The sequence below is a fragment of the Bacillus sp. sid0103 genome, assembly GCF_019219025.1.
Window position 1 is genome coordinate 177,674 of sequence record NZ_JAHUWN010000009.1, and the last position, 23,764, is coordinate 201,437.

Here is a 23,764-nt window from a genome sequence, read left to right on the forward strand (position 1 = left end):
AGTATTAGGAGTTTTTTATTCCTACGAATGTATGTAATTGATTAATTCGTTCGTAATAAGAATTAATCCGCTTTTTTAAAGCAGGATAAGTGCCCAGTAAGGAAAATCTTTCTGATGATATATTAAAGTCTACAGCTGTTTCCATTGGTTTTACAGCAACAATCGTAATAATCAAGAAACAGCGGATTGGTTTATTGATTTCAACAGCAATTTCTCCATGTTCTTTCGAAACGGTAGTTACCTGGCAATCGGCATCATCACGAAATAACTTTTCAACTGATTCAAATACTTGATTAAACTTCGCCTTATAATAATGCGTTTTTAAAGAATCATCTGCAATTCGATCTGAAGTCTCAATTTGCTGTTTAAAACGGACAAATATGTTTCCTAACATAGCCATAATATTCCTCCCCTTATACCCTTTGGTCTTATTGTACAACATTTTCGTACAAAATATAAAAAGAGGTGTATTTCAGATACACCTCTTCACTAAATTATTTTTATTAGGATTATAAAACCTTTGCCTGTTTGACATGAACAGGACCCATGCCACGTGGAATTTCAATATTTTCACGTGTTTGTGCATTTAATGCCTCAGCAATGTAATCTGCTGCAACATTAGGATTTAAATCGCCGCAAGTATAAACATCAATGCTCGCGTATCCATGTTCAGGGAAGCTGTGAATGGTTAGATGTGATTCGGAAATAATTACAACACCACTAACACCTTGAGGAGCAAACTTATGAAATGCAACTTCACGGATTTCTGCACCAGACTTAAGGGCTGCTTCAACAAAAGTCGTTTCAATAAAATTCATATCATTCAATTTTTCAAAGTCGCATCCCCATAATTCAGAGATTACGTGACGTCCCATTGTTTCCATATTCATTTTTCCCCCTCTAACCTTTTATGTTCTTTCTTGAAATCCTTTGTTGACGGTAACACGTAAGTACCACGGGGGAAAGTTAGTCCAGAGAGGTCCTAACCCTTTAAGTAATTAATTGCTACCTAATTTCAAGAAGTTCACGATGACTAGTATACTTTGTTTATATTTTTTTTGCAACCTATCAATATAAAAAACTTAATTCGTTAATTTTGTAATACTTCTGTTTTACAGAGCCTAGTTTTAAAATCAACAAAGCTATTTTATGCCGATTGTTCCAAAAGGTCACAAATCAGCACAAAAAAAAGGCTGTCTATCGACAGCTTTTTTTAACTAACTTTTATCTGAGAGGATTTTGCGATTTCTTGAGCAACTAACAAAGTGAGATCAACAACTCGTGATGAATATCCCCACTCATTATCATACCAGGCCAAAACTTTTACCTTTCTAGTCCCCATCACCATTGTAGAAAGACCATCAATGATAGCAGAATGCTCATTCGTATTAAAATCAACAGATACTAACGGTTCCATCGTTAAATCCAATATGCCCTTCAATGGACCATCGGATGCTTCAATAAAGGCATTATTGACTTCATCGACCGTTACATCTTGCTTAAGATCAACGACTAAATCAACAAGTGATACGTTTGGTGTAGGTACACGAAGTGACATGCCATGTAATTTCCCTTTTAGGTGCGGTAATACTAAAGAAATTGCTTTAGCTGCTCCTGTTGTCGTTGGAATGATAGACTGTCCACATGCACGAGCCCTCCGTAAATCTTTGTGAGGATTATCAATATTTTTTTGATCATTGGTATAAGCATGAATCGTTGTCATTAATCCGCTTTCAATTCCAAATTTCTCGTCTAATACCTTTGCAACAGGTGCCAGGCAGTTAGTTGTACATGATGCATTGGAGATAATGTCATGATAATGAACATCAAGCATTTCCTCATTAACACCCATTACAATGGTAACATCCTCATTTTTCCCTGGTGCTGTTAAGATCACTTTCTTTGCTCCTGCCTCTAAGTGCAGTGCTGCCGCTTCACGGGCATTAAATTTTCCTGTTGCTTCTATAACAATCTCAACCCCGAGTGCTCTCCATGGTAGTTCCTCTGGGTTGCGGCTACTTAATAATTTAATCCTTTTTCCATTTACAAGCAGCTCATCATCTAATGGGATAACTTCTCCCTGGAATGGTCCATGATTTGTATCATATTTAAGTAAATGTGCTAATGTTTCTGCAGGATAACTTGCGTTTATAGCCACAACATCCAATTTATTTTCAAGGATCGCTTTCCTAAAAACCATCCTTCCAATTCTCCCAAATCCATTAATTGCAACTTTTGTCTTCATTTTGCAACCCCTTCCGCATTAATGTCATACTTAATACTCGTACTGATGTAATTAGTATAACATATTTAGGTGCAATTGTGCTGAATAAAATGCGGATTTTTAAAATGTTTTATTATTTAGACAACTTGGTAACATAAAAAAAGAGAAGGTGGCCCTTCTCTTCCATTACTTAATCGTTTTTTTATTGATATCAAACTGCGCTAAAATTTCAATAAGCTGTTCTTTTGTATCTGCAATCGAACCATTATTGTTAATTACGGCATCCGCGAGCCTAATTTTTTCAGACAATGGCATTTGAGAATGGATCCTCGCTTCTGCATCCTCGACCGATAGATTATTTCTTGCGATTAATCTCTTTAATTGAGTTTCATTGTCAACAAAAACTAGTAATGTTTTATCCACCATATACGTCAGCTTACTTTCGAAAAGTAATGGGATATCTAAAACAACCACTTCTTCCCCATTTTGTTTCGCCTTTTCGACTTGGGCACTCATCCTTTTTCTGACTTCAGGGTGAACAATATTGTTTAATAATTGTCTTTTTTCTTCATGATGGAAAATAATCGAGCCCAGTTTTTGACGGTCAATTTCTCCATCGGCTATTAATACCTCTTCACCAAATTCAGCTATAATCTTAAAATATGCAGATTCACCTTTCATTACCGCTTGGCGTGCTTCAATATCTGCGTCAACCACTGTGATATTCAATTCTTTGAAAAAGTTTGAGACCGTACTTTTACCACTGGCAATACCGCCTGTTAAACCGATAACTAATGTCATCCCCATATCCTCTTTCTGGTTATTTCAAGGTATATACTTTGAATTTTAATAACTATCTAGCTTCAGCGCCCAGCGACTAGTAGACTTCGCTCTCCTCCCTACGATAAGTCAACATCGAATCGCTGTCGCTCTTCGTGTTTCCTTTATCTCAGTCAGAGCGCTCCAGTCTATACGTCGCTAAACGGGCGCTTCCGCTTTTATAATTTCCAAATCCCTATGATGATTAATAAAACCCCTGGCAAAAAGGTAAACTTTTGAATCCATTCAAACTTGTGAAAAAACGTTCCACTTTTTATTCCCAATAGGACAAATAACGAACTCATAATCGCGACAGTAAACGCTAAATAGTAGGGTGAAAAACCTAGCATCGCCGCACCAATCCCAGCTCCAAAGGCATCTAGCGACAAGGCAAATCCTAACATTAATGCTTCAATCCCGGTAATCGTACCCGATAAATCGAAATCAGCCGACATCGGCTTTTTCAATATGTTAATTGCTAATCCGAGGGACTTAATCTCAAAATTTACGATTGTTTTTTCCTGTTCGAGTACGTCTTTTTCTTTTTCTGGCCTGAAAAATTGAAAAAGTACCCAAGCACCAAGACCAATAAGGATGATTCCCCCTAGGCTGGAAGTAATTCTTGGTGATAAAACTTTTTCGAGTCCGTGTCCAATTGATACTGCGATCATTAAAGATATCGCCGAGCAACTTGCAATAATAATAATTGACCTAAGCGGCATTACCATTTTTCTTAGTCCATAGGTAAACCCAACACTAAAGCTGTCAAGGCTAAGAGCAAAAGCAAGGATGAGAAGTGATAACAACTGAACCATGATGTCTAGGGCTCCTTCCTCCAAAATCATTACGATAGTATATGGCAGGAGCCTATCAATGGTTAATGTTATTCTATTCTTACTTTTTTACTTTTCGTCTACACTTGGACCTTTTGGCAATTCGGGCAATAATGGGTTCCCCTGCCCCCTACAGTGGTCTTTTCTAAAGGTGTACCGCACCGTTTACACTCTTCCCCTTTTCGACCGTATGCATATAATTCAAGTTGGAACATACCAATCTCCCCTTGAGAATTAACATATGAACGAATCGTACTTCCTCCCTTTTTGACTGCTTCACTCAAGGTCGCAACAATTTCACGATGAAGAAGGGAAATTTCATTTATATCGAGTGTGTTTGCCAGACGTTCAGGATGGATACCGGCCCTAAAAAGCGCTTCATCGACATAGATATTACCAAGACCGACAAAGACTTTTTGGTCTAATAAGGCCGTTTTTATTTTCCGATTCGTTTTTTTCAGCTTTTCAGCTAAATACTCGACGGTAAATTCTTCTGAAAAAGGTTCAGGGCCCAGTCCTATCAGGGGCTCTGTTAAGAATTCATCGCCTTTTTTATATAGGTGCATAGTACCAAACTTTCGAACGTCCCGATACCTTAACTCGGTCCCATCTGTGAAATGAAAGAGAACATGTGTATGTTTATCAAAGGGCTCATCTTTAGGATATAGGCCGTACTTCCCTTCCATTCTTAAATGGGAAACTAATGCGAAATTTCCAGTATAGATAATTAAAAATTTCCCTCTTCGACCCACATCGATAATGGTCTCCCCACTCAATGCATCTATAAATTGTTCAACTTCTAGTGGGGATTTTATGATTTTAGGCCAATAGACCGTTATATCTTTGATGGTTTTATTAACAACTAATTTTTTCAATGTTTTCCGTACGGTTTCTACTTCAGGAAGTTCAGGCAAGATAGCCCCCCCTTTTATTTCGCATCAAACCAAGTTGGTCCGTAGGCATAATCCACTTTCAATGGCACCTTCAATTCAAGTGCATTCTCCATCACGTCTGGGACTAACTTTTTCAAAATTTCTACTTCTTCCTCAGGTGCTTCAAAAATTAATTCATCGTGGACCTGAAGTAAGAGGCGTGTCTTTAAACCTTTGTCTTTTAAGGTATCGTCCATATCTATCATGGCTTTTTTAATGATATCTGCGGCACTGCCTTGAATTGGAGTATTCATAGCTGTTCTTTCTGCAAAGCTTCTGATGTTGAAATTACGGGCTGTAATTTCAGGAATATATCTTCTTCTTTGCATCAGCGTCGAAACATATCCTTTCTGCTTGGCTGAATGAATAATATCATCCATGTATTCTTTGACACCAGGATAGGTATCAAGATAACGTTCTATGAATTGACCTGCTTCTTTCCTAGTTATTCCTAAGGATTGGGAAAGACCATAATCACTGATTCCATATACTATTCCAAAGTTAACGGCTTTTGCCTGACGTCTCATGTTAGAGGTTACCTCATCTTTATTGACATGGAAAACCTCCATCGCTGTTTTTGTGTGAATATCCATATCTTCTTTAAATGCCTGAATCAACTTTTCATCACCAGCAATATCTGCGAGAACGCGGAGTTCAATCTGTGAATAGTCAGCAGCAAAAATGATCCAACCTTCCTCAGACGGAACAAAGGCTTGTCGAATTTTCCGACCTTCTTCCAAACGAATCGGGATATTTTGTAAATTAGGATCAATCGAACTTAACCGTCCTGTCGCGGTTAAGGTTTGTTGATATCTTGTATGTACTTTTCCGGTTTTAGGATTAATCACCTTTAGCAATCCTTCTATATAGGTAGATTGAAGCTTACCTAACTGTCTGTAAAGGAGGATGTGTTCAATAATTTCATGATCTTCCGCTAATTTTTCCAATACATCTGCTGAAGTTGAATAACCTGTTTTTGTTTTCTTTATGGCAGGCAGATTTAATTTTTCGAATAAAATCACACCTAATTGTTTTGGTGAGTTGATATTAAATTTTTCTCCTGCTAATTCACATATCTTCTCTTCAATCTCAATCAATCGTTCATTGAGCTCTTTACCCATAGTCTGAAGTCGTTCTTGTTCCACTTTAATCCCGCATGATTCCATATCGGCCAATATAAGTGATAATGGCATTTCAAGTACGGTAAATAATTCATATTGTTCATTTTTCCTTAATTCATCTTCAAGTATATCTCGTAGATCAAACATGGCCAGACTTTTTCGGACAAGATGTTCTGCAAGCTTCGTTGCTTCAGGGACTTTTCGCTTCGCCCCTTTTCCATAAAAAGATTCATCTGACTGGATCGTATGTATATCGAATCGTTTGGTAATGGCTGCGAGATCCTCAATGTTTTCTGAAGGATTTAAGATATAGGATGCCATCAGGATATCAAAATCGACACCTTTTAAATGAATATCATATCTTCTTAATGAGACTTCAGAACGCTTGGCATCATAGACTATCTTCTTTTTACTTTCATCCTCTGCCCATTTTTTGAAGGCGTCCGATTGCAATACTTGGTCTGTAGAAAAGTAGAAATGTCCCTTTTCATTTACAAGGGAGAAGCCGATAATCTCTGCATAATGATAATTTTCATCCAACATTTCAATATAAAAATAATTGTTTTCTGCAAACAACTCTTCCGTTATTTCTGCTGGAGTCTGAAACTCAATCTCTTCCAGCTCGGGCTCTTCTGTCATGTCAGGACCTTCTCCTAGTTTGTCCAATAAGGAATGAAAGCCTAATTCTTTAAATAGAGCCACTAATTTATCTCGTGTAAACCCCTCATAAGCGATGGTGTCTATATCCACTTCAATAGGTGCTTGTCTTTCAATCGTAGCAAGCTCTTTGCTCATAACGGCCTGGTTCTTAAATTCTGCTAATTTCTCTTTAAGCTTATTTCCATTTACCTGATCAATGGAAGCTAATAAATTTTCAAGTGTAGTAAACTCCTTTAAAAGCTTGATGGCAGTCTTCTCACCCACTCCAGGGACACCTGGGATATTATCGGAAGGATCTCCCATTAATCCTTTCATATCAATAATTTGCTCAGGTGTGAGTCCATATTTTTCAGCGACATGTTCAGGGGTATATTCTTCAATATCCGTAATACCTTTACGGGTAATTCCAACTGTTGTTGAAGGAGAAGAGAGTTGTGTTAAATCTTTGTCTCCGGAGATTACCTTTACTTCATAACCATCATTTTCAGCACTTAATGACAACGTACCGATGATATCATCGGCCTCATAATTCTCAAGTTCGTATCTAGAGATTCCATATGCATCAAGAAGGTCACGGATAAAAGGAAATTGCTCCGATAATTCAGGTGGAGTTTTTTGTCTTCCACCCTTATATTCACTAAATGTTTTATGACGAAAGGTCGTTTTTCCCGCATCAAATGCTACAAGGATATGGGTCGGCTTTTCATCTTCAAGAATTTTCATAAGCATCATCGTAAAGCCATATACGGCATTCGTGTGAATTCCTTTATCGTTATTAAGCAGGGGTAATGCAAAAAATGCTCGGTAAGCAATACTATTTCCATCTATAAGGACAAGTTTCTTCTTTTCCAATTACATCCACCTTCCAAAATCACCTTAAATATTTATCCAGTTCGATAATAAACTCGCTTCCTTCACCCAAATCACTTCTAACACTTATATTTCCATGATGGGCTTCAATTAAATGCTTAACAATCGCTAGCCCAAGCCCCGTTCCACCAGAGTTCCGGCTTCTCGCTCGGTCGACACGGTAAAATCGTTCAAAAATACGCGGAATTTCTTCTTTACTAATTCCAATCCCCGTGTCTTTTACATGGACTCGTACATTTTCACCATGATCGAGAAGAATAATTTTCACATCCCCTTCAAGAGGAGTATACGAAATTGCATTGGCGATCAAATTAATAAACACTTGTTTTAAACGGTCTGAATCACCATGGACCATCACTTGATTTTGTTTACAAACAAGGTCAAGCTGGATGTTCTTCGCTTGTGCTTTTTCGCTAAAAATGGCAATAACATCTTTTAAAAGCGCGTACAAATCAAGTTCCTGAATATTTAATTTGAAGCCTTGCTGTTCTATTTTTGAAAGATCCAACAATTCTTGTATAAGGGTTTGCAGGCGATCACTTTCTTTGCGAATAATGGAAAGAAACGCTTCCAATGTTTCTTTATTGTTCATAGCACCATCCAATAGCGTTTCCGTAAACCCTTTAATAGAAGTAACTGGGGTTTTTAATTCATGGGATACGTTGGCCACAAAATCCTTACGCATTTGCTCGAGTTTTTTAATTTCAGTTATATCATGAAATACGAGCAATACCCCTTTCCAAACATTATTTGTTCCAATAATCGGGACACCATATACAATAAAGTATCTTCGTTCAATAAATAAAGGAACAAGTATTTGTCTGTTAACCTTTTTTTCGGTCCGAAAAACTTCGGCAACTAACTGACAAATTTCCTCATAATCAATAACTTCATAATAAAGCTTATTTAAATAATTTGTTGGATTCACATGAAAAATATCAATATATCCTTTATTTATTAGATTTATGTACCCGCGACTGTCAATTAACACTAAACCAGAGCCCATATTTTCAATTAATGCACTTAGCCTGTCCTTCTGCATTTCTTGTGCTTTGGTGAGTTCTTGAAGGTTTTCAGCTAGCATATTAAGCGATGATCCAAGCATTCCAGTTTCATCTAATCGATTTACTTTGGTCCTGGCCCGGTAATTTCCTTTAGCCAGTTCAATAGCGACATTTGTTGCCGCTTCAATTGGTTTTGTATATTTTGAGGTAATTCTTAACCATAGGAAAATTATGATTATAAATGCAATCCCAAGGCAAATGGAAAGAACCCACAAAATTTCTATTTTAAGATGTTCATCTAATGACTCTAAGTAATAGCTTTTAAAAAATAGACCTAACAAGATTCCTAATCCAACTAATACTGCAATAATTAATATAATTAGTGAAATTAGCAGTCCTTTTCGGAATTTGGTCATTCTCCTTTTGGCTCCTCCATTTTATAACCCAAGCCCCGTATCGTCTTGATATATACTGGCTTTTTGGTTTCCACTTCAACTTTTTCTCTTAAATGAGAAATATGCACATCGACAATTCTAGTATCGCCAGCAAAGTCGTAATTCCAAACAGCACTTAATAATTGATCACGTGTCATGACGCGCCCTTTATTTTGAGCAAGAAAAAGAAGCAATTCAAATTCCTTTAAAGTTAACTCCAACAGATTATCATTAAAATGAGCCTCATATTTTTCAGGATTAATTCTTAAATTACCGATTTGTATTTGCCCTGTTTCTTCCCCACCTACATTAGTAGTCTCCGTTTGAATTTGTATTCTTCTGAGGATTGCTTTGACGCGGGCTATCACTTCTCTTGGACTAAAGGGCTTCACCATGTAATCATCAGCACCAAGTTCAAGACCCAAGATTTTATCAAACTCATCATCCTTGGCAGTTAACATCAAAATTGGGGTCATGATTCTCTTTTGTCTAAGCTGTTTGCATACTTCCATCCCATCCATTTTAGGCAGCATAAGATCCAAAACAATGATATCAAGGGATTGTGTCTCAGCAATTTGTATTCCCGCTTCGCCATCCATTGCTGTTAGGACTTCGAACCCTGCTTGCTCCAAATTATATTGTAGTAACGTAACAATTGATTGTTCATCATCGACAACTAGAACTCTATTTTTCATACGATCCCCCACTTTTTTAGTTACCTCCATTATAATAATAATGCTAAATTATTATCTAGATTTACAAAACTTTAACAAAGGCTATTTACGCAAGATTGTTTTTTTCGTATAAGTTCATCCACCCGTACAACAAGTTGCTTCGTGGCATCTTTTCGTAAGGACATTAGCGATATTGCCTAGAGACCTAGTAAATGAGCTTTATTTAACTCCAAAAACAATAAAGTTTATGAAAAGAGCCTTAACAAAAAAGGAATGTGAATTGGTCACATTCCTTTTATTTATACATTATTTCCACTTTTTTATCAAAAATTATCCAAGGTCTTCGCATGTATTTCTTCTAAGCGGTGTGGCGGGCAAACTTTCACCTTGCCTTGAATGACAGGCTCGTTCTTTTCATTGATTCCTAGGACACTAATTACAATGGTATGCTCATCTCTTAATACTTCAATCACTTCGAACAAGAACTCGACCGATCCATAATGGTAAACAGGTTTAGGAAACAAGATTTCTTGACTTAAAATATGACTCCCAGGACCGGGTAGATATTTTGAGATGGCTGAGGTGATTATTCCTGTCAGCATGATACTTGGAACAATCGGTTTTTCAAAAGGAGTCTGTGATGCATAATCATGCTGAATATAGAGGGGATTTGCATCGTCAGTTAATCCTAGATAAAGCAGGAGATCTTTGTCTTCTATTTTTTCAGTCATAGATAATTTTTCACCGACAGTAATTTCTTCAATCTTACGGCCTAGCTTTCTCTTTTTACCTAAAAGCATGAAACTCCACCTCCGTGTAAGCGGTTGCAAATTAATACAAAGAAATTCGGGGAACTTTTGTAACCCCGAATTTCTCTTTTATTTTTTTAAACTAAAACTTGCATAACATTGCGAACGGATTCAACTGATTTATTTAAAGCAGTTTTTTCGTCTGCAGTTAATTCAAGTTCGATTACTTTTTCTATACCATTTGCACCAAGGATTGTTGGTACGCCAAGGTAGATGCCATCGTAACCAAATTCTCCTTCAAGATATGCAATGGAAGGAAGAACGCGGCGTTGGTCTTTAAGGATTGCTTCACACATTTCGACTAATGACGCAGCAGGAGCATAATAAGCGCTTCCATTACCAAGAAGGTTTACAATTTCACCGCCGCCTTTTCTTGTGCGTTCCACAATTGCTTCGAGACGATCTTTAGGAATTAATGTTTCTAACGGAATACCACCAGCATAAGAGTAACGCACAAGCGGAACCATGTCATCACCATGTCCACCCAATACGAAGCCTGTAATGTCTTTAACAGAAAGGTTTAATTCTTGAGCAACAAATGTACGGAAACGTGCAGTATCTAGGACACCAGATTGGCCAATTACACGGTTTTTAGGGAATCCTGATTCTTTAAATACCGTGTAGGTCATAGCATCAACTGGGTTTGTTAACACTAGAATCGTACAGTTAGGGGAATACTTCACAATTTGCTGTGTTACACTTTTCATAACCTTTTGGTTTGTTTGAACCAAATCATCACGGCTCATACCAGGTTTACGTGCAATACCAGCAGTGATCACAACAATATCAGAATCACTAGTATCTTCATAGTTTGAAGTACCAGTAATATTTGCATCAAAGCCTTGAACTGGACTTGCTTCAAGCATGTCTAATGCTTTACCTTTTGTCGGATTTTCCATTTGTGGGATATCAACAAGAACTACATCTCCTAGTTCCTTTTGTGCAAGTAAAAATGCTGTAGTTGCTCCGGTGAATCCTCCGCCGATTACAGATACCTTTTTACGTTTTAATGACATTTTGACACTCCCCTTTGTACGTTTTTTGTTGGTCTTAAACCTTAAAATGCAGGTAGGGCTATTAACTAACAGCCCTCATCTGCATCAACTGTTTAATCCATGTTCTTAATTAGCTCGTCAGCAAATTCAGAAGTTTTAACTTCTGTTGCTCCGTCCATTAAACGAGCAAAATCGTAAGTTACAACTTTGGATGCAATGGTTTTTTCAACAGATCTAATAACCAGAGTAGCTGCTTCATTCCAGCCTAAGTGCTCAAGCAATAACACACCTGATAAAATAACGGATGAAGGATTCACTTTATCAAGACCAGCATATTTAGGGGCAGTACCATGTGTTGCTTCAAAAATAGCATGTCCTGTTTCATAGTTAATGTTAGCGCCTGGTGCAATACCAATACCGCCTACTTGTGCTGCAAGTGCATCTGAAATGAAGTCCCCATTTAAGTTCATTGTTGCAACAACATCAAACTCACGTGGACGTGTAAGGATTTGTTGTAAGAAGATATCTGCAATGGCATCTTTTACGATGATTTTTCCAGTTGCTTCTGCATCTGCTTGTGCCTTGTTTGCCGCTTCTGAACCTTGCTCAGCTTTAATGCGGTCATATTGAGCCCATGTAAAGACTTTATCGCCAAATTCCTTTTCAGCAAGTTCGTAGCCCCAGTTTTTAAACGCGCCTTCAGTAAATTTCATGATATTACCTTTGTGCACGAGTGTTACTGATTTACGGCCTTCTTTAATAGCATAGTTAATTGCTGCACGTACTAAGCGGCTTGTTCCTTCTTCAGAAATTGGCTTAATTCCAATTCCTGAAGTTTCAGGGAATCTGATTTTCTTAACACCCATTTCGTTTTGTAAGAAGTCAATTACTTTCTTGACTGCTTCTGTACCTTTTTCATATTCAATACCAGCATAAATATCTTCAGTGTTTTCACGGAAAATAACCATGTCAGTATCTTGTGGACGCTTAACTGGTGAAGGAACACCTTCGAACCATCTTACCGGACGTAAGCAGACAAATAAATCTAACTCTTGACGTAGAGCAACGTTCAACGAACGAATTCCTCCACCAACAGGAGTCGTTAATGGCCCTTTGATAGCAATCAAATATTCATTGATTAAATCTAGTGTTTCTGATGGAAGCCATTCGCCAGTTTGGTTGAATGCTTTTTCACCTGCTAAAACTTCTTTCCATACTAGTTTGCGTTCACCTTTGTAGGCTTTTTCAACTGCTGCATTTAAGACTCTCTCAGAAGCAGCCCAAATATCAGGTCCAATCCCGTCTCCCTCAATAAATGGGATAATTGGATTGTTTGGTACGTTTAATACTCCGTTAGTAACTGTAATTTTTTCGCCTTGCATAGTTGTATTCCCTCCTATTATGTAAAAAAGCTAAATAAAGAGCATTGTCCACCCTTTGTCTTATCAAAGGTTAGAGATGTGAGTCTCTAACCTTTTCATACATTCCTATTAGACCAATAATTGCAACAAAAGTAAATATTAACCTCGTTGCTCGATTGGTACATATTTTTGCATTCCAGGACCTGTATAATCTGCACGAGGGCGGATTAACCGATTGTTTTCATACTGTTCTAGAATATGGGCAAGCCATCCTGATACCCTGCTTACTGCAAAAATTGGTGTCATTAAATCATGATCAATCCCTAAGCTGTGATAAACAGAAGCAGAATAGAAATCCACGTTAGGTGGTAATTTCTTTTCACCAGTAACAATGCTTTCAATTTTTTCAGAAATATCATACCATTGTGGTTCGCCTGTTAGTTCAGTTAATTTTTTAGACATTGCTCTTAAATGCTTGGCACGTGGATCTCCATTTCGATAAACACGATGGCCAAAGCCCATGATTTTTTCTTTCTTCTCAAGCTTTCCACGTACATAAGGCTCTACGTTTTCAAGCGTACCGATTTCTTTAAGCATTTTCATAACAGCTTCATTCGCACCACCATGTAGTGGACCCTTAAGAGCACCAATTGCAGCTGTTACTCCAGAATAAACATCCGATAATGTCGCTACACAAACACGTGCAGTAAATGTGGATGCGTTTAATTCGTGGTCCGCATGTAAAACGAGTGCTTTATCAATCGCTTCAACCGCAATGGCTGCTGGTTCCTTCCCAGTCAACATATATAAGAAATTGGCTGCAAAGCTTAATTCCTGCTTAGGAGCAATTGGTTCTAACCCTTTTCTAACGCGAGCAAATGTTGCAACAATCGCAGGCATTTTAGCCTGAAGGCGAATCGCTTTTTGATAATTTGAATCCGCATCCATTAAATCAGCTTCATCATCATAAATCCCTAAAAGCGAAACGGCTGTACGAAGGGCCGCCATTGGATGTACTTCTTGAATTGGAAACAACTTAAAGTGTTCAATTACTTCCTGCGGTAGTGCTGAATTTTCAGCAAGTTGTTTTTTCAATTCTGCCAACTGGTCTGCAGTCGGCAATTTGCGATGCCATAATAAATAGATTACCTCTTCAAAACTAGCATTCACAGCTAAATCGTCAATGTCATAGCCAACATAAGTGAGCGTATCATCAATAATTGAGCTGATGGAGGAAGTTGTTGCAACTACCCCTTCAAGACCGCGTGTTACTGTCATAGTAAATCTCTCCTTCTTATTCTAAATTTCCCCATACCAGTAAAACAAAAATATTCCCCTTATCCATCCATTAGATTAACTGAGCGATTGCTCGGGTAAAAAGCAAACAATTAAATGCTATTACTTTAGGCATAAATAAATTAATTAGCAAATCAGCATATATATGTGGTTTATGTAGAAAAAGAAACGCTTACAAGCCTATTATAAACAATTATCAGATTTTTGTGAATGAAAAGGCTTCGAAAAGTGAAAAAAATATTATTTTACAAAAAATCTACGTAAAAAAACTATAAATTTTCATTGCCATATAGGCGATTCCAGCACCAATTAATGGACCGACTGCTACACCTTTGAAAATAGACACAGAAAGAATCGTTCCAAGTACCAATGCTGTAGTAATCTGTGGGTCATCAGCTAACAACTTTACCCCCCCTTTTGCCAGCAACGCGACAATCATACCAGAGATAAGGGCAATCCAAGCATAAGATGATTTAAATGCGCCAGTTAAGTCTTTAAAACCGATTTCTCCACTCGCAATCGGTGCTAATACGGCAATGGTGATAATGGTTACACCCCAATTAATCCCTTTTGACTGTATATATGAGAAAGCTTTTGTATCTAATCCTCCTACCTTTAAAGCAAGGAGGACAGCAATTGCAATCATTAAGGAACTGTTTTTGGCGATAAAACCTATGACTAGCAATAATAGTAAAAATAGTACTGACTCATTAAACATGTTGTCACCTTCCCTAATACAAATTATCGTACCATAATGACTTGGTAAGAGCGAAATGAATATTTATGTCAGGTTTTGTCTAATCCAATCTCGAATCTTCCTCAAAAAAAAATGTTCGTAATATTTTTGTTAATTTTATTCACCTGGAAAAATATGCAGATAATTTTATAAGATGTTAAACTAGAACTACGATATTTGCATATAAAGGGAGGTTTGTTTTTGAACCTAAAGTATTTATACCGGACTATACGATTTATCATTGTAATTGGTGCAATTGTTTTGGGACTTTTGTCATTTTATTTTTTGTCAAAAGTGACCTATCCATTTTTAATTGGTCTATTAATTGCGTTTTTAATTAATCCACTTGTAGATATTTTTGAAAGAAAGGCTAGAATGCCTCGTGCATTAGCTGTTTTTATTGCACTAATAATTATATTTGCTTTATTCGCTGGACTTATTACACTCCTAGTAGCTGAAATTGTTTCTGGAGCAAATTATTTATCTACGGTAGTACCGGAACACCTTGATACTTTAATAGAGTATATAGAAAAATATTTCACTGCCCAAATTTTACCGATTTACGATCAATTATCCAGTGTGTTTAAAAAACTTGATTCCGGGCAGCAGGATACGATTATTAGTAATATTAAGAATGTCGGGACAAGGATTGGCACAACAGTTGGAAATTTTATACAAAATCTATTTGCGATTATCCCCAATATTATCGCTTGGCTTCCAAATGCAGCGACTGTATTAATCTTTTCCTTACTTGCTACTTTTTTTATCAGTAAAGATTGGTACCGATTATCAACTTTAGGGGGCAGACTCTTACCCGAAAAAGCAAAAACAAGCAGCAGATCTGTTTTTATCGATTTAAAAAAGGCACTATTTGGTTTTATTAAGGCCCAATTAACACTAATTTCGATTACAACAGTTATTATTCTAATAGGCTTACTTATCCTTCGTGTAGATTATGCGATTACCATTGCATTAGTAACTGGAATTGTCGATATTATTCCCTATCTTGGTACAGGGGCCGTTTTTGTCCCTTGGATTATATATGTGGCTATCGGTGGCAATATGGGACTGGCAATAGGGTTAGGAGTTCTTTATGTTGTGGTCCTCGTTCAACGGCAAATCATGGAGCCAAAAATTCTTTCTTCAAATATTGGTCTAGATCCATTAGCAACACTAATTGCATTATTCGTTGGTTTTAAATTAATCGGGTTATTAGGACTAATTGTTGGTCCAGTAACACTAGTGATCATTAGCACTCTATATCGAGCCAATGTTTTTCATGATTTATGGGGATTTATAATGGGAAAAGATATATAATGCTAAAAAAACAAAAGTCAGCTCCGATACTCGAAGCTGACTTTTATTTAATTATTTTTATATTTCCTTTATTAATCCTTCTTTGCCACATTTTTATAAGTAAATATTTAATCGGCTTTCGGGTTGGTGGAAAAAGGAATAAGAAGCCAGTAACATCTGTAATAAATCCAGGTGTTAATAGCAGTGTTCCACCGATTAATATACATATCCCATCTAATAAAGCATCTCCAGGAAGTTGACCATAGCTCAACTGATCTTGCACCCTGCGGATCGTCTGTAAGCCCTCTCTCTTGGCTAAATACGCCCCTATGATTCCTGTCAATACAATTAGTGCAATGGTTGGCCAAACACCAATTGCGTTACCTGAAAGAAGCAGTACACCTATATCTAGAGCTGGGATTAATATGATCAATATAAATAAATAACGCATAGATTGTCCCCTTTCCTAAAGGCCTATTTTCATTATATTACGAATGGGGATCATTTTGTCATGATATAAAAAAGAAGGGTCTCCCCTTCTTTAATTAGTAAATAGATGAATATGTTCTTATAGCACGCTCGCGTGACCGTTGTAGATAACTCCTCTTGTTGCATCAACGGTGATTTCTTGACCATCTTTGAACAATTCTAAAGCATTTTCTACCCCAACAACCACAGGGATGCTAAGGTTTAGACCAACAACAGCTGCGTGGCTGGTTAATCCACCTTCTTGCGTAATAACTGCAGCACATTTCTCAAGCGCTGGAATCATATCACGATCCGTACCGATTGTTACTAGAATGGAGCCCTGTTTTACTTTTTCTAAAGCTTCCTTGGCATCTTGTGCAACTACCACTTTACCAAAGGCAGACCTACGGCCAATTCCTTGTGCTTTTGTAATAATATCTCCGACCACATGAATTTTCATTAAGTTGGTTGTACCGGCCTCTCCAACTGGCACACCAGCAGTAATGACAACTAAATCACCACGGTTGACGATACCGCTATTTAAGCTAGCCTCAACTGCGTTATCAAGCATTTCGTCTGTTGTGGTCGCAACATTACCAAACTGAGGGTAAACACCCCATACAAGGGAAAGACGACGGCAAACATGTTCAATGGAAGTCACCGCAACAATCGCTGCTTTCGGACGATATTTAGAAATCATTCTTGCTGTATGACCGCTTTCAGTTGGAGTAATAATTGCTTGTACTGCAAGATTCAATGCAGTGTGTGCAACAGATTGTCCAATTGCATCCGTAAGATTATGTTCTGTATCTTTACTGCGGCTTGAGAGTATTTCTTTGTGATCTAATGCAGATTCTGCTCTGGAAGCAATATTGTGCATAGTTTGAACAGCTTCGACTGGATATTGGCCTGCTGCTGTTTCACCAGAAAGCATGATCGCATCGGTACCATCGAAAATCGCATTTGCTACGTCACTTGCTTCAGCGCGAGTAGGTCGTGGATTTCTTTGCATAGAATCTAGCATTTGTGTAGCGGTAATGACAGGTTTTCCAAGTGCGTTACATTTCTTAATTAACATTTTTTGAACCAATGGAACTTCTTCAGCAGGGATTTCTACGCCAAGATCACCACGAGCAACCATTAAACCATCAGAGATTTCTAGGATTTCGTCAATATTATCGACGCCTTCCTGATTTTCAATTTTAGGAATAATATGGATGTGTGTGGCTTTATTTTCTTCTAAAAGCTGACGGATTTCTAATACGTCCTTTGAACGACGTACGAATGATGCTGCAATAAAATCAATACCTTGTTCAATTCCAAAAAGAATATCTTTTGTATCTTTTTCTGTGATGCCAGGCAGGTTAACTGAAACACCTGGAACGTTTACACCTTTTTTATTTTTTAGCGTACCGCTATTTAAGATTTTTGTATGGATTTCATTTTTTGAGTTATCTACGTTCGTCACTTCTAGACCAATTAAGCCGTCATCTAAAAGAATTTTAGAACCTACATGAACATCATCAATTAACCCTGGATATGTAACAGAAAACTTATCAAGTGTCCCTTCCACCTCTGTCATGGAGACAATAATATTTTCTCCAGCCTGAAGTTCAATGGCCCCGTTTTGCATATTGTTTGTCCGAATTTCAGGACCTTTTGTATCAAGCAAGATAGCTACTGTTTTCCCAGTCAGTTTTGCTGCTTCACGAATATTTTTAATTCGTGCGCCATGTTCTTCAAAATCACCATGAGAGAAATTCAAACGAGCCACGTTCATACCCGAATTGATTAATTGAGTTAATTTTTCCACGCTTTCACTTGCAGGGCCTATTGTACAAACAATTTTGGTTTTTCGTAACATCCTTGTATTCCTCCTATAATATAAAAGCACCTACGCCATTTCTTAAGTCCTAAATTCTTAAATTGATAATTCCATGGAAAGCTTGTATAAATCAAGGTCTAAAGTATGTTCACGGCCTAGAGCCTCAATAATGTCATAGTCGACCAGTTGATTCTTCTCAATTCCAACAGCACGACCGCCTTTTCCTTCAATCAAAAGCTCGACTGCTCTTGCTCCTAAACGGCTTGCAAGAACCCTGTCTGCTGCAGTAGGTGAGCCCCCGCGTTGGATATGTCCTAAAACAGAAACTCTCGTATCGAAGTTGGTTGCTTCTTGTACCTGCTTCCCAAACTCCACACCACTGCATACACCTTCAGCCACGACAATAATACTATGCTTTTTACCACGTTCATGTCCTTTTCGAAGTTTTTCGACAATATCATTCATGTCATAACCTTCTTCAGGAATCAAAATCGTTTCAGCTCCGCCTGCTAGACCAGCCCATAAAGCAATGTCACCAGCGTTTCGTCCCATTACTTCAATGACAAAAGTTCGTTCATGGGATGTAGCCGTATCACGAATTTTATCTAATGAATCGATCACAGTATTTAATGCAGTATCGAATCCGATTGTAAGCTCTGTTCCTGGAATATCATTATCAATCGTACCTGGAACCCCCACGCATGGATAGCCTTGTTCTGTTAAGGCTTTTGCCCCACGGTATGAGCCATCTCCGCCAATTACTACTAGACCTTCAATGCCATGTGCTTTTAACTGCTCAATTCCTTTTTGTTGTCCTTCCTTTGTTTTAAATTCTGGACAGCGCGCAGATTGAAGCATAGTCCCACCGCGTTGAATAATATCACCAACCGAACCTAACTCTAGTTTCTTTATATTTCCAGAAATTAACCCAGTATAACCTCCATAAATACCATATACTTCTACATTATGATAAATCGCTTTTCGCACCACAGCACGAATAGCTGGATTCATCCCTGGAGAATCTCCGCCACTAGTAAGAACTCCTATTTTTTTCATGGGCAATCACCTCAGTTATTTTATTGGGATATTATGTATTAAAACATTATGTAGTAAATTAAAGGCACGATGAGTTTTAGAATTACTTCTTTTATTATTTACATAAAACCCGCGAATACTTATAAAATAACATGAAGAAATAACTATAACAACCTTATGCTATTAGTAAATATAAGAGACGGAATAATCAGTAAATTGTAAGCGTTTCAATTAAGTTTGTAAACGTAATCATTGCCTTATTTAAGAAATTCCCGTGAACATTTTGTGAATTACAAAAAGTGGAAACACTCGTTCAAAAAATTACACAACATAAAAAGTGCCCATGAGGATGAGCACTTTTTTATTAATTTACACCAATGTAATCATTAACTGTGGCAAATTCACCGATTGTCCTGAAACGGTTGTAGCGATCACTGATAAGTTCCTCTTCTGACAGTTTCAGAAGTTGCTCCAAGGCTTTCTTCAGTATATTATCAATTTCCTCAGCTTGCTTCATGACATCCCTTTGGGCTCCGCCCTTAATTTCAGGAATAATCTCATCAATGACACCAAGCTCTTTTAGATCAGGAGCAGTAATTTTCATCGTTTCAGCGGCATTTCTCGCTAAGGATGCATCCTTCCATAATATAGCCGCCGCACCCTCAGGTGAAATGACTGAGTAGGTCGAATTCTCAAGCATATAAATCCGATTGCCTACTCCAAGTGCAAGAGCACCACCACTTCCGCCTTCGCCAATAACAATACAAACCACAGGAACTCTTAACCCAGCCATTTCAAATAAATTGCGCGCAATTGCTTCACTTTGTCCGCGTTCTTCTGCTGCCTTACCGGGATAAGCACCCTTTGTATCAATGAAACAAATAATCGGGCGATTAAATTTATTCGCTTGATTCATTAAGCGAAGTGCTTTTCGATAACCTTCTGGATGAGGCATTCCAAAGTTTCTACGAATATTCTCTTTTGTATCTTTTCCACGTTGATGACCAATCACGGTAACTGGTAAACCTCGATACTTAGCAATCCCGCCTACAATCGCCTCATCATCAGCAAAGGTTCGATCTCCATGACATTCAAAGAAGTTTTCAAACAGGTAAGGAATGTAATCTAACGTGGTAGGCCTGTTCGATAGGCGAGCAATTTGCACTCTGTCCCATGGCTTAATATTTTCATATATGCTCTGCTCAAGCTTTTCAAGCCTTTTCTCTAATTTAGCAATTTCCGAACTAAGGTCAACATCTGCTGTTTTGGTGAACTCTTGTAAATCAGCGATTTTCTTTCTTAATTCAATTACCGGGCGTTCGAATTCTAACTCTCCTACCATCTGAACACACCTCCAGGTTGATGGATTTCTAGAATGCTGGTGATTTTTTCAACTAAGTCCGCTCGATGTATGATTGCGTCTAACTGACCATGTTTTAAAAGGAACTCAGACGTTTGAAAATCCTCTGGCAATTCTTCGCGGATGGATTGTTCAATGACTCTGCGTCCTGCAAAAGCAATGAGCGCACCAGGTTCAGAAAGGTTATAATCACCTAATGATGCAAAACTAGCGGAAACCCCGCCTGTTGTCGGATGTGTCATAATGGAGATGATTAAACCGCCATTATTACTAAACTTCTTTAACGCCACACTTGTTTTGGCCATTTGCATCAAACTTAGAGCGCCCTCTTGCATTCTTGCCCCACCTGAAGCAGTAAAAATGATAAAAGGTACATTTAACTCATCCGCTTTTTCAATAGCTTGGGTGATTTTTTCGCCGACAACAGAGCCCATGCTCCCCATTCGGAACGAAGAATCCATTATCGCAAGAACAATCTTATGGTCATTAACTGTGCCCATTCCTGTTACAACAGCCTCATTCAACTTACTTTTTTGCCGATCCTTTTCAAGCTTTTCAAGATAGTCAGGGAAATTTAAAGGATTTTTAGAAATCATATCTTCATTAATTTCGACAAAACTTCCTTCATCAATGAAACTGTCCAAACGTTCCTTGGAGTTCATTGGAAAATGGTGTCCGCAATGCAAACATACCTTTACATTTTTCAATAATTCTTTTGTATACATGATTTTCTTACATGAAGGACACTTTGTCATGATTCCTTCAGGAACATCATTTTTTGCATTTTCCGTCGGTATTTGAGCGTATTTCTTCTTTTTTGTCTGATTTTTTGAAAAAAGATCTTTAAGCGCCAAAATTAAACCTCCTTTGTGATACGATAACGCCAATTGGACAGGTACTCCAATCATCTCTTTTTTAAAAGTTTTTCTAATAAAGCTTTACTTCATACCTGATGCTTTCATAGGTGGTCAGACCACTTGCAGATAAAAAACACCCGTTTTCATGGGCTTGGATAACCTTCACTATAAGATAAAAAGAGTTCAAAATCTGTTAGTTTTTGTCGTTAAAAACAGACAAATTCCGTAGTTTGTAATATGCAGACAGTGTTTTTTCTTCATTCTTTTCGGCTAAAGCATTTAGCAGGATTAAATAGTCTTCACGCTGATAGATGACATTTCTGGAATCTAGTGAACGGTAATAATCCTTTAAGATAGACCAAATTCTCGTGAAGAGGTGGTTATCTGCTATTTCAATTAACTGATAAAAAAACGCATCATCATTTAGAATTTCTTCCTGATGCACCCATTTTTTTAAATTTAACAACTTCAGATCATCTAATTTTTGAATGGCTAATCTCAGGCAATCCATCTCAATAAAATTTTTGGTTTCAAACACATCTCGTTTCGCTTTTTCATCTTGTAAAATAAAGGTACTAAGCAACTGGACGAGATGATTCCCTCGAAAATCCCGAATAAACGTCCCTTCCCCACGCCTAGTTTCAATTAATCCGAGCAGTTCTAAGGCTCGAAGTGCTTCTCTAACGGAAGAGCGCCCGAAATTCAGGCGCTCAGACAATTCACGTTCAGAAGGGATCTTATCTCCAGTTTTTAGTCCATCAATGGTAATCATCTCACGAAGTTGCTTTACGATCTCTAAATAGACCTTAGTGTTGGTTCCCACTTACGTATCACTCACTTTTACCAATAATAGCGAGCCTCTTTGTTTTTTCTTTGACTTCTTCTGGATCAACCTTAATGCGGGCAACACCCGTTTCCATCGCTGCTTTTGCCACTGCTGCGGCTACATCTGGTGCAACTCTTGGATCAAAAGGTCCTGGAATAACATAATCAGCATTCAGTTCATCAGGACTGATCAGGTTGGCAATAGCTTCAACAGCTGCAACTTTCATTTTTTCATTTATATGTGTAGCGCGAACATCAAGGGCGCCACGGAAAATTCCTGGAAAGGCAAGAACATTGTTTACTTGGTTTGGAAAATCAGAACGGCCTGTTCCTACCACTTTTGCTCCTGCTGCTTTTGCATCATCTGGCATAATTTCAGGGACCGGATTGGCCATCGCAAAAATAATAGAATCAGGATTCATAGAAGCAACCATTTCTTTGGTTAGTGCACCTGCAACTGAAACTCCGATAAATACATCCGCACCCTTAATGACATCTTCAAGGCTGCCTGATAGATTCTCACGATTTGTAAATTTTGCTACTTCTGCCTTCACTGTATTCATACCTTGAGGGCGACCTTCGTAAATGGCTCCTTTGGTATCACACATAATTATGTCCCTTACACCATAACTATATAACAATTTAATAATAGCAATCCCAGCAGCACCTGCACCGTTAGCGACTACTTTAATTTCGGTCATTTTTTTGCCAACAAGCTTTAGAGCATTGACAAGACCAGCTACCGTTACAATGGCAGTACCATGCTGATCATCATGGAAGATAGGAATATTGGCTTCCTTTTTCAACCGTTCTTCAATAACAAAACAATTAGGAGCAGCAATATCTTCTAAATTCACACCACCAAATGTAGGTTCAAGCAATTTTACCGTTTCCACGATTTTGTCTACATCAGTTGTGTTTAAACAGATAGGAAACGCATCAACACCGGCAAAACTTTTAAATAATACAGCTTTACCTTCCATAACAGGGAGTGCTGCTTCTGGACCAATATTCCCTAAACCAAGTACAGCTGTACCATCAGAAACCACGGCAACCATATTCCCTTTCATGGTATATTCGTAAACCAATTCTGGTTTCTCATAGATATCTTTACATGGCTCTGCAACACCTGGTGAATAAGCTAAGCTTAAATCATGCGCATTTCGGACTATAACTTTTGATTTCGACTCTAACTTTCCTTTATTAATTCGATGCATATGTAATGCTTCTTCCCGTAAAGTCAAGATATGTCACCCCTCAAATTTTTACAAAAAGTTTAGAACATCCCTCTATATGTAGCCCGATTTTATGGTGGTCAGACCACACTTGT

22 protein-coding genes are annotated in these 23,764 nt (G+C 37.8%); 1 reads left to right on the forward strand and 21 read right to left on the reverse strand.

The features are described from left to right. Window positions 1-4: 4 nt before the first annotated feature. From KW850_RS12435 to KW850_RS12500, 14 genes are all read right to left on the reverse strand, one after another. A complete protein-coding gene (locus KW850_RS12435) occupies window positions 5-400 on the reverse strand; it encodes a hypothetical protein (protein ID WP_218347888.1) in 396 nt (131 codons plus the stop codon). Window positions 401-509: 109 nt separating this feature from the next. Beyond that, on the reverse strand, window positions 510-884 hold the full coding sequence (speD, locus tag KW850_RS12440) for an adenosylmethionine decarboxylase (protein WP_218347926.1): 375 nt from the start codon (window positions 882-884) through the stop codon (window positions 510-512). Window positions 885-1,213: 329 nt separating this feature from the next. Next, a complete protein-coding gene (locus tag KW850_RS12445) occupies window positions 1,214-2,245 on the reverse strand; it encodes a glyceraldehyde-3-phosphate dehydrogenase (RefSeq protein ID WP_218347889.1) in 1,032 nt (343 codons plus the stop codon). Between the two features lie 165 nt (window positions 2,246-2,410). Further along, a complete protein-coding gene (gene coaE / locus KW850_RS12450) occupies window positions 2,411-3,025 on the reverse strand; it encodes a dephospho-CoA kinase (protein ID WP_218347890.1) in 615 nt (204 codons plus the stop codon). 197 nt (window positions 3,026-3,222) lie between these two features. Continuing rightward, on the reverse strand, window positions 3,223-3,858 hold the full coding sequence (gene ytaF, locus KW850_RS12455) for a sporulation membrane protein YtaF (RefSeq protein WP_218347891.1): 636 nt from the start codon (window positions 3,856-3,858) through the stop codon (window positions 3,223-3,225). Window positions 3,859-3,956: 98 nt separating this feature from the next. Beyond that, a complete protein-coding gene (gene mutM, locus KW850_RS12460) occupies window positions 3,957-4,790 on the reverse strand; it encodes a DNA-formamidopyrimidine glycosylase (protein WP_218347892.1) in 834 nt (277 codons plus the stop codon). Window positions 4,791-4,804: 14 nt separating this feature from the next. After that, window positions 4,805-7,441 (reverse strand): DNA polymerase I, encoded by a 2,637-nt coding sequence (polA, locus tag KW850_RS12465; protein ID WP_218347893.1) that lies wholly within the window; start codon window positions 7,439-7,441, stop codon window positions 4,805-4,807. A 19-nt stretch (window positions 7,442-7,460) separates the two neighbouring features. Further along, entirely contained in the window at window positions 7,461-8,879 is a 1,419-nt protein-coding gene (pnpS, locus tag KW850_RS12470) for a two-component system histidine kinase PnpS (protein WP_218347894.1), read from the reverse strand. Beyond that, on the reverse strand, window positions 8,876-9,592 hold the full coding sequence (locus tag KW850_RS12475) for a response regulator transcription factor (protein ID WP_218347895.1): 717 nt from the start codon (window positions 9,590-9,592) through the stop codon (window positions 8,876-8,878). The genes pnpS and KW850_RS12475 overlap by 4 nt, the downstream gene beginning before the upstream one ends. Window positions 9,593-9,894: 302 nt before the next feature. Continuing rightward, entirely contained in the window at window positions 9,895-10,371 is a 477-nt protein-coding gene (locus tag KW850_RS12480; RefSeq protein WP_218347896.1) for a MaoC/PaaZ C-terminal domain-containing protein, read from the reverse strand. 86 nt (window positions 10,372-10,457) lie between these two features. After that, complete coding sequence (mdh, locus tag KW850_RS12485) at window positions 10,458-11,396, reverse strand: malate dehydrogenase (protein ID WP_218347897.1); 939 nt, start codon at window positions 11,394-11,396, stop codon at window positions 10,458-10,460. Window positions 11,397-11,488: 92 nt separating this feature from the next. Continuing rightward, window positions 11,489-12,757, reverse strand: coding sequence for an NADP-dependent isocitrate dehydrogenase (icd, locus tag KW850_RS12490; RefSeq protein WP_218347898.1), 1,269 nt, complete (start codon window positions 12,755-12,757; stop codon window positions 11,489-11,491). 138 nt (window positions 12,758-12,895) lie between these two features. Continuing rightward, window positions 12,896-14,014, reverse strand: coding sequence for a citrate synthase (gene citZ, locus KW850_RS12495; protein ID WP_218347899.1), 1,119 nt, complete (start codon window positions 14,012-14,014; stop codon window positions 12,896-12,898). Between the two features lie 274 nt (window positions 14,015-14,288). Further along, window positions 14,289-14,750, reverse strand: coding sequence for a DUF441 domain-containing protein (locus tag KW850_RS12500; RefSeq protein ID WP_218347900.1), 462 nt, complete (start codon window positions 14,748-14,750; stop codon window positions 14,289-14,291). A gap of 219 nt (window positions 14,751-14,969) precedes the next feature. Here KW850_RS12500 and ytvI point away from each other — a divergent pair, with 219 nt between their 5' ends. Further along, the gene (gene ytvI, locus KW850_RS12505; RefSeq protein ID WP_218347901.1) at window positions 14,970-16,085 is read left to right on the forward strand and encodes a sporulation integral membrane protein YtvI; all 1,116 of its coding nucleotides are present in this window, start codon (window positions 14,970-14,972) and stop codon (window positions 16,083-16,085) included. 43 nt (window positions 16,086-16,128) lie between these two features. On the opposite strand, the gene KW850_RS12510 is transcribed toward ytvI, so the two are convergent. From KW850_RS12510 to ystJ, 7 genes are all read right to left on the reverse strand, one after another. Beyond that, entirely contained in the window at window positions 16,129-16,515 is a 387-nt protein-coding gene (locus KW850_RS12510) for an FxsA family protein (protein ID WP_218347902.1), read from the reverse strand. Between the two features lie 117 nt (window positions 16,516-16,632). Then, entirely contained in the window at window positions 16,633-18,396 is a 1,764-nt protein-coding gene (gene pyk / locus KW850_RS12515; RefSeq protein WP_218347903.1) for a pyruvate kinase, read from the reverse strand. 57 nt (window positions 18,397-18,453) lie between these two features. After that, window positions 18,454-19,413: a 6-phosphofructokinase gene (gene pfkA, locus KW850_RS12520; protein ID WP_218347904.1), complete on the reverse strand. Its 960-nt coding sequence runs from the start codon at window positions 19,411-19,413 to the stop codon at window positions 18,454-18,456. Window positions 19,414-19,756: 343 nt separating this feature from the next. After that, window positions 19,757-20,734 (reverse strand): acetyl-CoA carboxylase carboxyl transferase subunit alpha, encoded by a 978-nt coding sequence (gene accA / locus KW850_RS12525; protein WP_218347905.1) that lies wholly within the window; start codon window positions 20,732-20,734, stop codon window positions 19,757-19,759. Further along, window positions 20,728-21,660, reverse strand: a complete 933-nt coding sequence (accD, locus tag KW850_RS12530; RefSeq protein WP_218347906.1) for an acetyl-CoA carboxylase, carboxyltransferase subunit beta — start codon at window positions 21,658-21,660, stop codon at window positions 20,728-20,730. The genes accA and accD overlap by 7 nt, the downstream gene beginning before the upstream one ends. Window positions 21,661-21,802: 142 nt before the next feature. Then, the gene (locus KW850_RS12535; protein ID WP_218347907.1) at window positions 21,803-22,432 is read right to left on the reverse strand and encodes a FadR/GntR family transcriptional regulator; all 630 of its coding nucleotides are present in this window, start codon (window positions 22,430-22,432) and stop codon (window positions 21,803-21,805) included. Window positions 22,433-22,439: 7 nt separating this feature from the next. After that, complete coding sequence (gene ystJ / locus KW850_RS12540; protein ID WP_218347908.1) at window positions 22,440-23,678, reverse strand: NADP-dependent malic enzyme; 1,239 nt, start codon at window positions 23,676-23,678, stop codon at window positions 22,440-22,442. Between the last annotated feature and the right edge of the window lie 86 nt (window positions 23,679-23,764).

What these genes read in the sequence shown, in the direction of transcription:
- KW850_RS12435 (WP_218347888.1), bottom strand. Translation starts at nt 400, where the DNA reads ATGGCTATGTTAGGAAACATATTTGTCCGTTTTAAACAGCAAATTGAG.
- speD (WP_218347926.1), bottom strand. Translation starts at nt 884, where the DNA reads ATGGAAACAATGGGACGTCACGTAATCTCTGAATTATGGGGATGCGAC.
- KW850_RS12445 (WP_218347889.1), bottom strand. Translation starts at nt 2,245, where the DNA reads ATGAAGACAAAAGTTGCAATTAATGGATTTGGGAGAATTGGAAGGATG.
- coaE (WP_218347890.1), bottom strand. Translation starts at nt 3,025, where the DNA reads ATGACATTAGTTATCGGTTTAACAGGCGGTATTGCCAGTGGTAAAAGT.
- ytaF (WP_218347891.1), bottom strand. Translation starts at nt 3,858, where the DNA reads ATGGTTCAGTTGTTATCACTTCTCATCCTTGCTTTTGCTCTTAGCCTT.
- pnpS (WP_218347894.1), bottom strand. Translation starts at nt 8,879, where the DNA reads ATGACCAAATTCCGAAAAGGACTGCTAATTTCACTAATTATATTAATT.
- KW850_RS12475 (WP_218347895.1), bottom strand. Translation starts at nt 9,592, where the DNA reads ATGAAAAATAGAGTTCTAGTTGTCGATGATGAACAATCAATTGTTACG.
- KW850_RS12480 (WP_218347896.1), bottom strand. Translation starts at nt 10,371, where the DNA reads ATGCTTTTAGGTAAAAAGAGAAAGCTAGGCCGTAAGATTGAAGAAATT.
- mdh (WP_218347897.1), bottom strand. Translation starts at nt 11,396, where the DNA reads ATGTCATTAAAACGTAAAAAGGTATCTGTAATCGGCGGAGGATTCACC.
- icd (WP_218347898.1), bottom strand. Translation starts at nt 12,757, where the DNA reads ATGCAAGGCGAAAAAATTACAGTTACTAACGGAGTATTAAACGTACCA.
- citZ (WP_218347899.1), bottom strand. Translation starts at nt 14,014, where the DNA reads ATGACAGTAACACGCGGTCTTGAAGGGGTAGTTGCAACAACTTCCTCC.
- KW850_RS12500 (WP_218347900.1), bottom strand. Translation starts at nt 14,750, where the DNA reads ATGTTTAATGAGTCAGTACTATTTTTACTATTATTGCTAGTCATAGGT.
- KW850_RS12510 (WP_218347902.1), bottom strand. Translation starts at nt 16,515, where the DNA reads ATGCGTTATTTATTTATATTGATCATATTAATCCCAGCTCTAGATATA.
- pyk (WP_218347903.1), bottom strand. Translation starts at nt 18,396, where the DNA reads ATGTTACGAAAAACCAAAATTGTTTGTACAATAGGCCCTGCAAGTGAA.
- pfkA (WP_218347904.1), bottom strand. Translation starts at nt 19,413, where the DNA reads ATGAAAAAAATAGGAGTTCTTACTAGTGGCGGAGATTCTCCAGGGATG.
- accA (WP_218347905.1), bottom strand. Translation starts at nt 20,734, where the DNA reads ATGGTAGGAGAGTTAGAATTCGAACGCCCGGTAATTGAATTAAGAAAG.
- accD (WP_218347906.1), bottom strand. Translation starts at nt 21,660, where the DNA reads ATGATTGGAGTACCTGTCCAATTGGCGTTATCGTATCACAAAGGAGGT.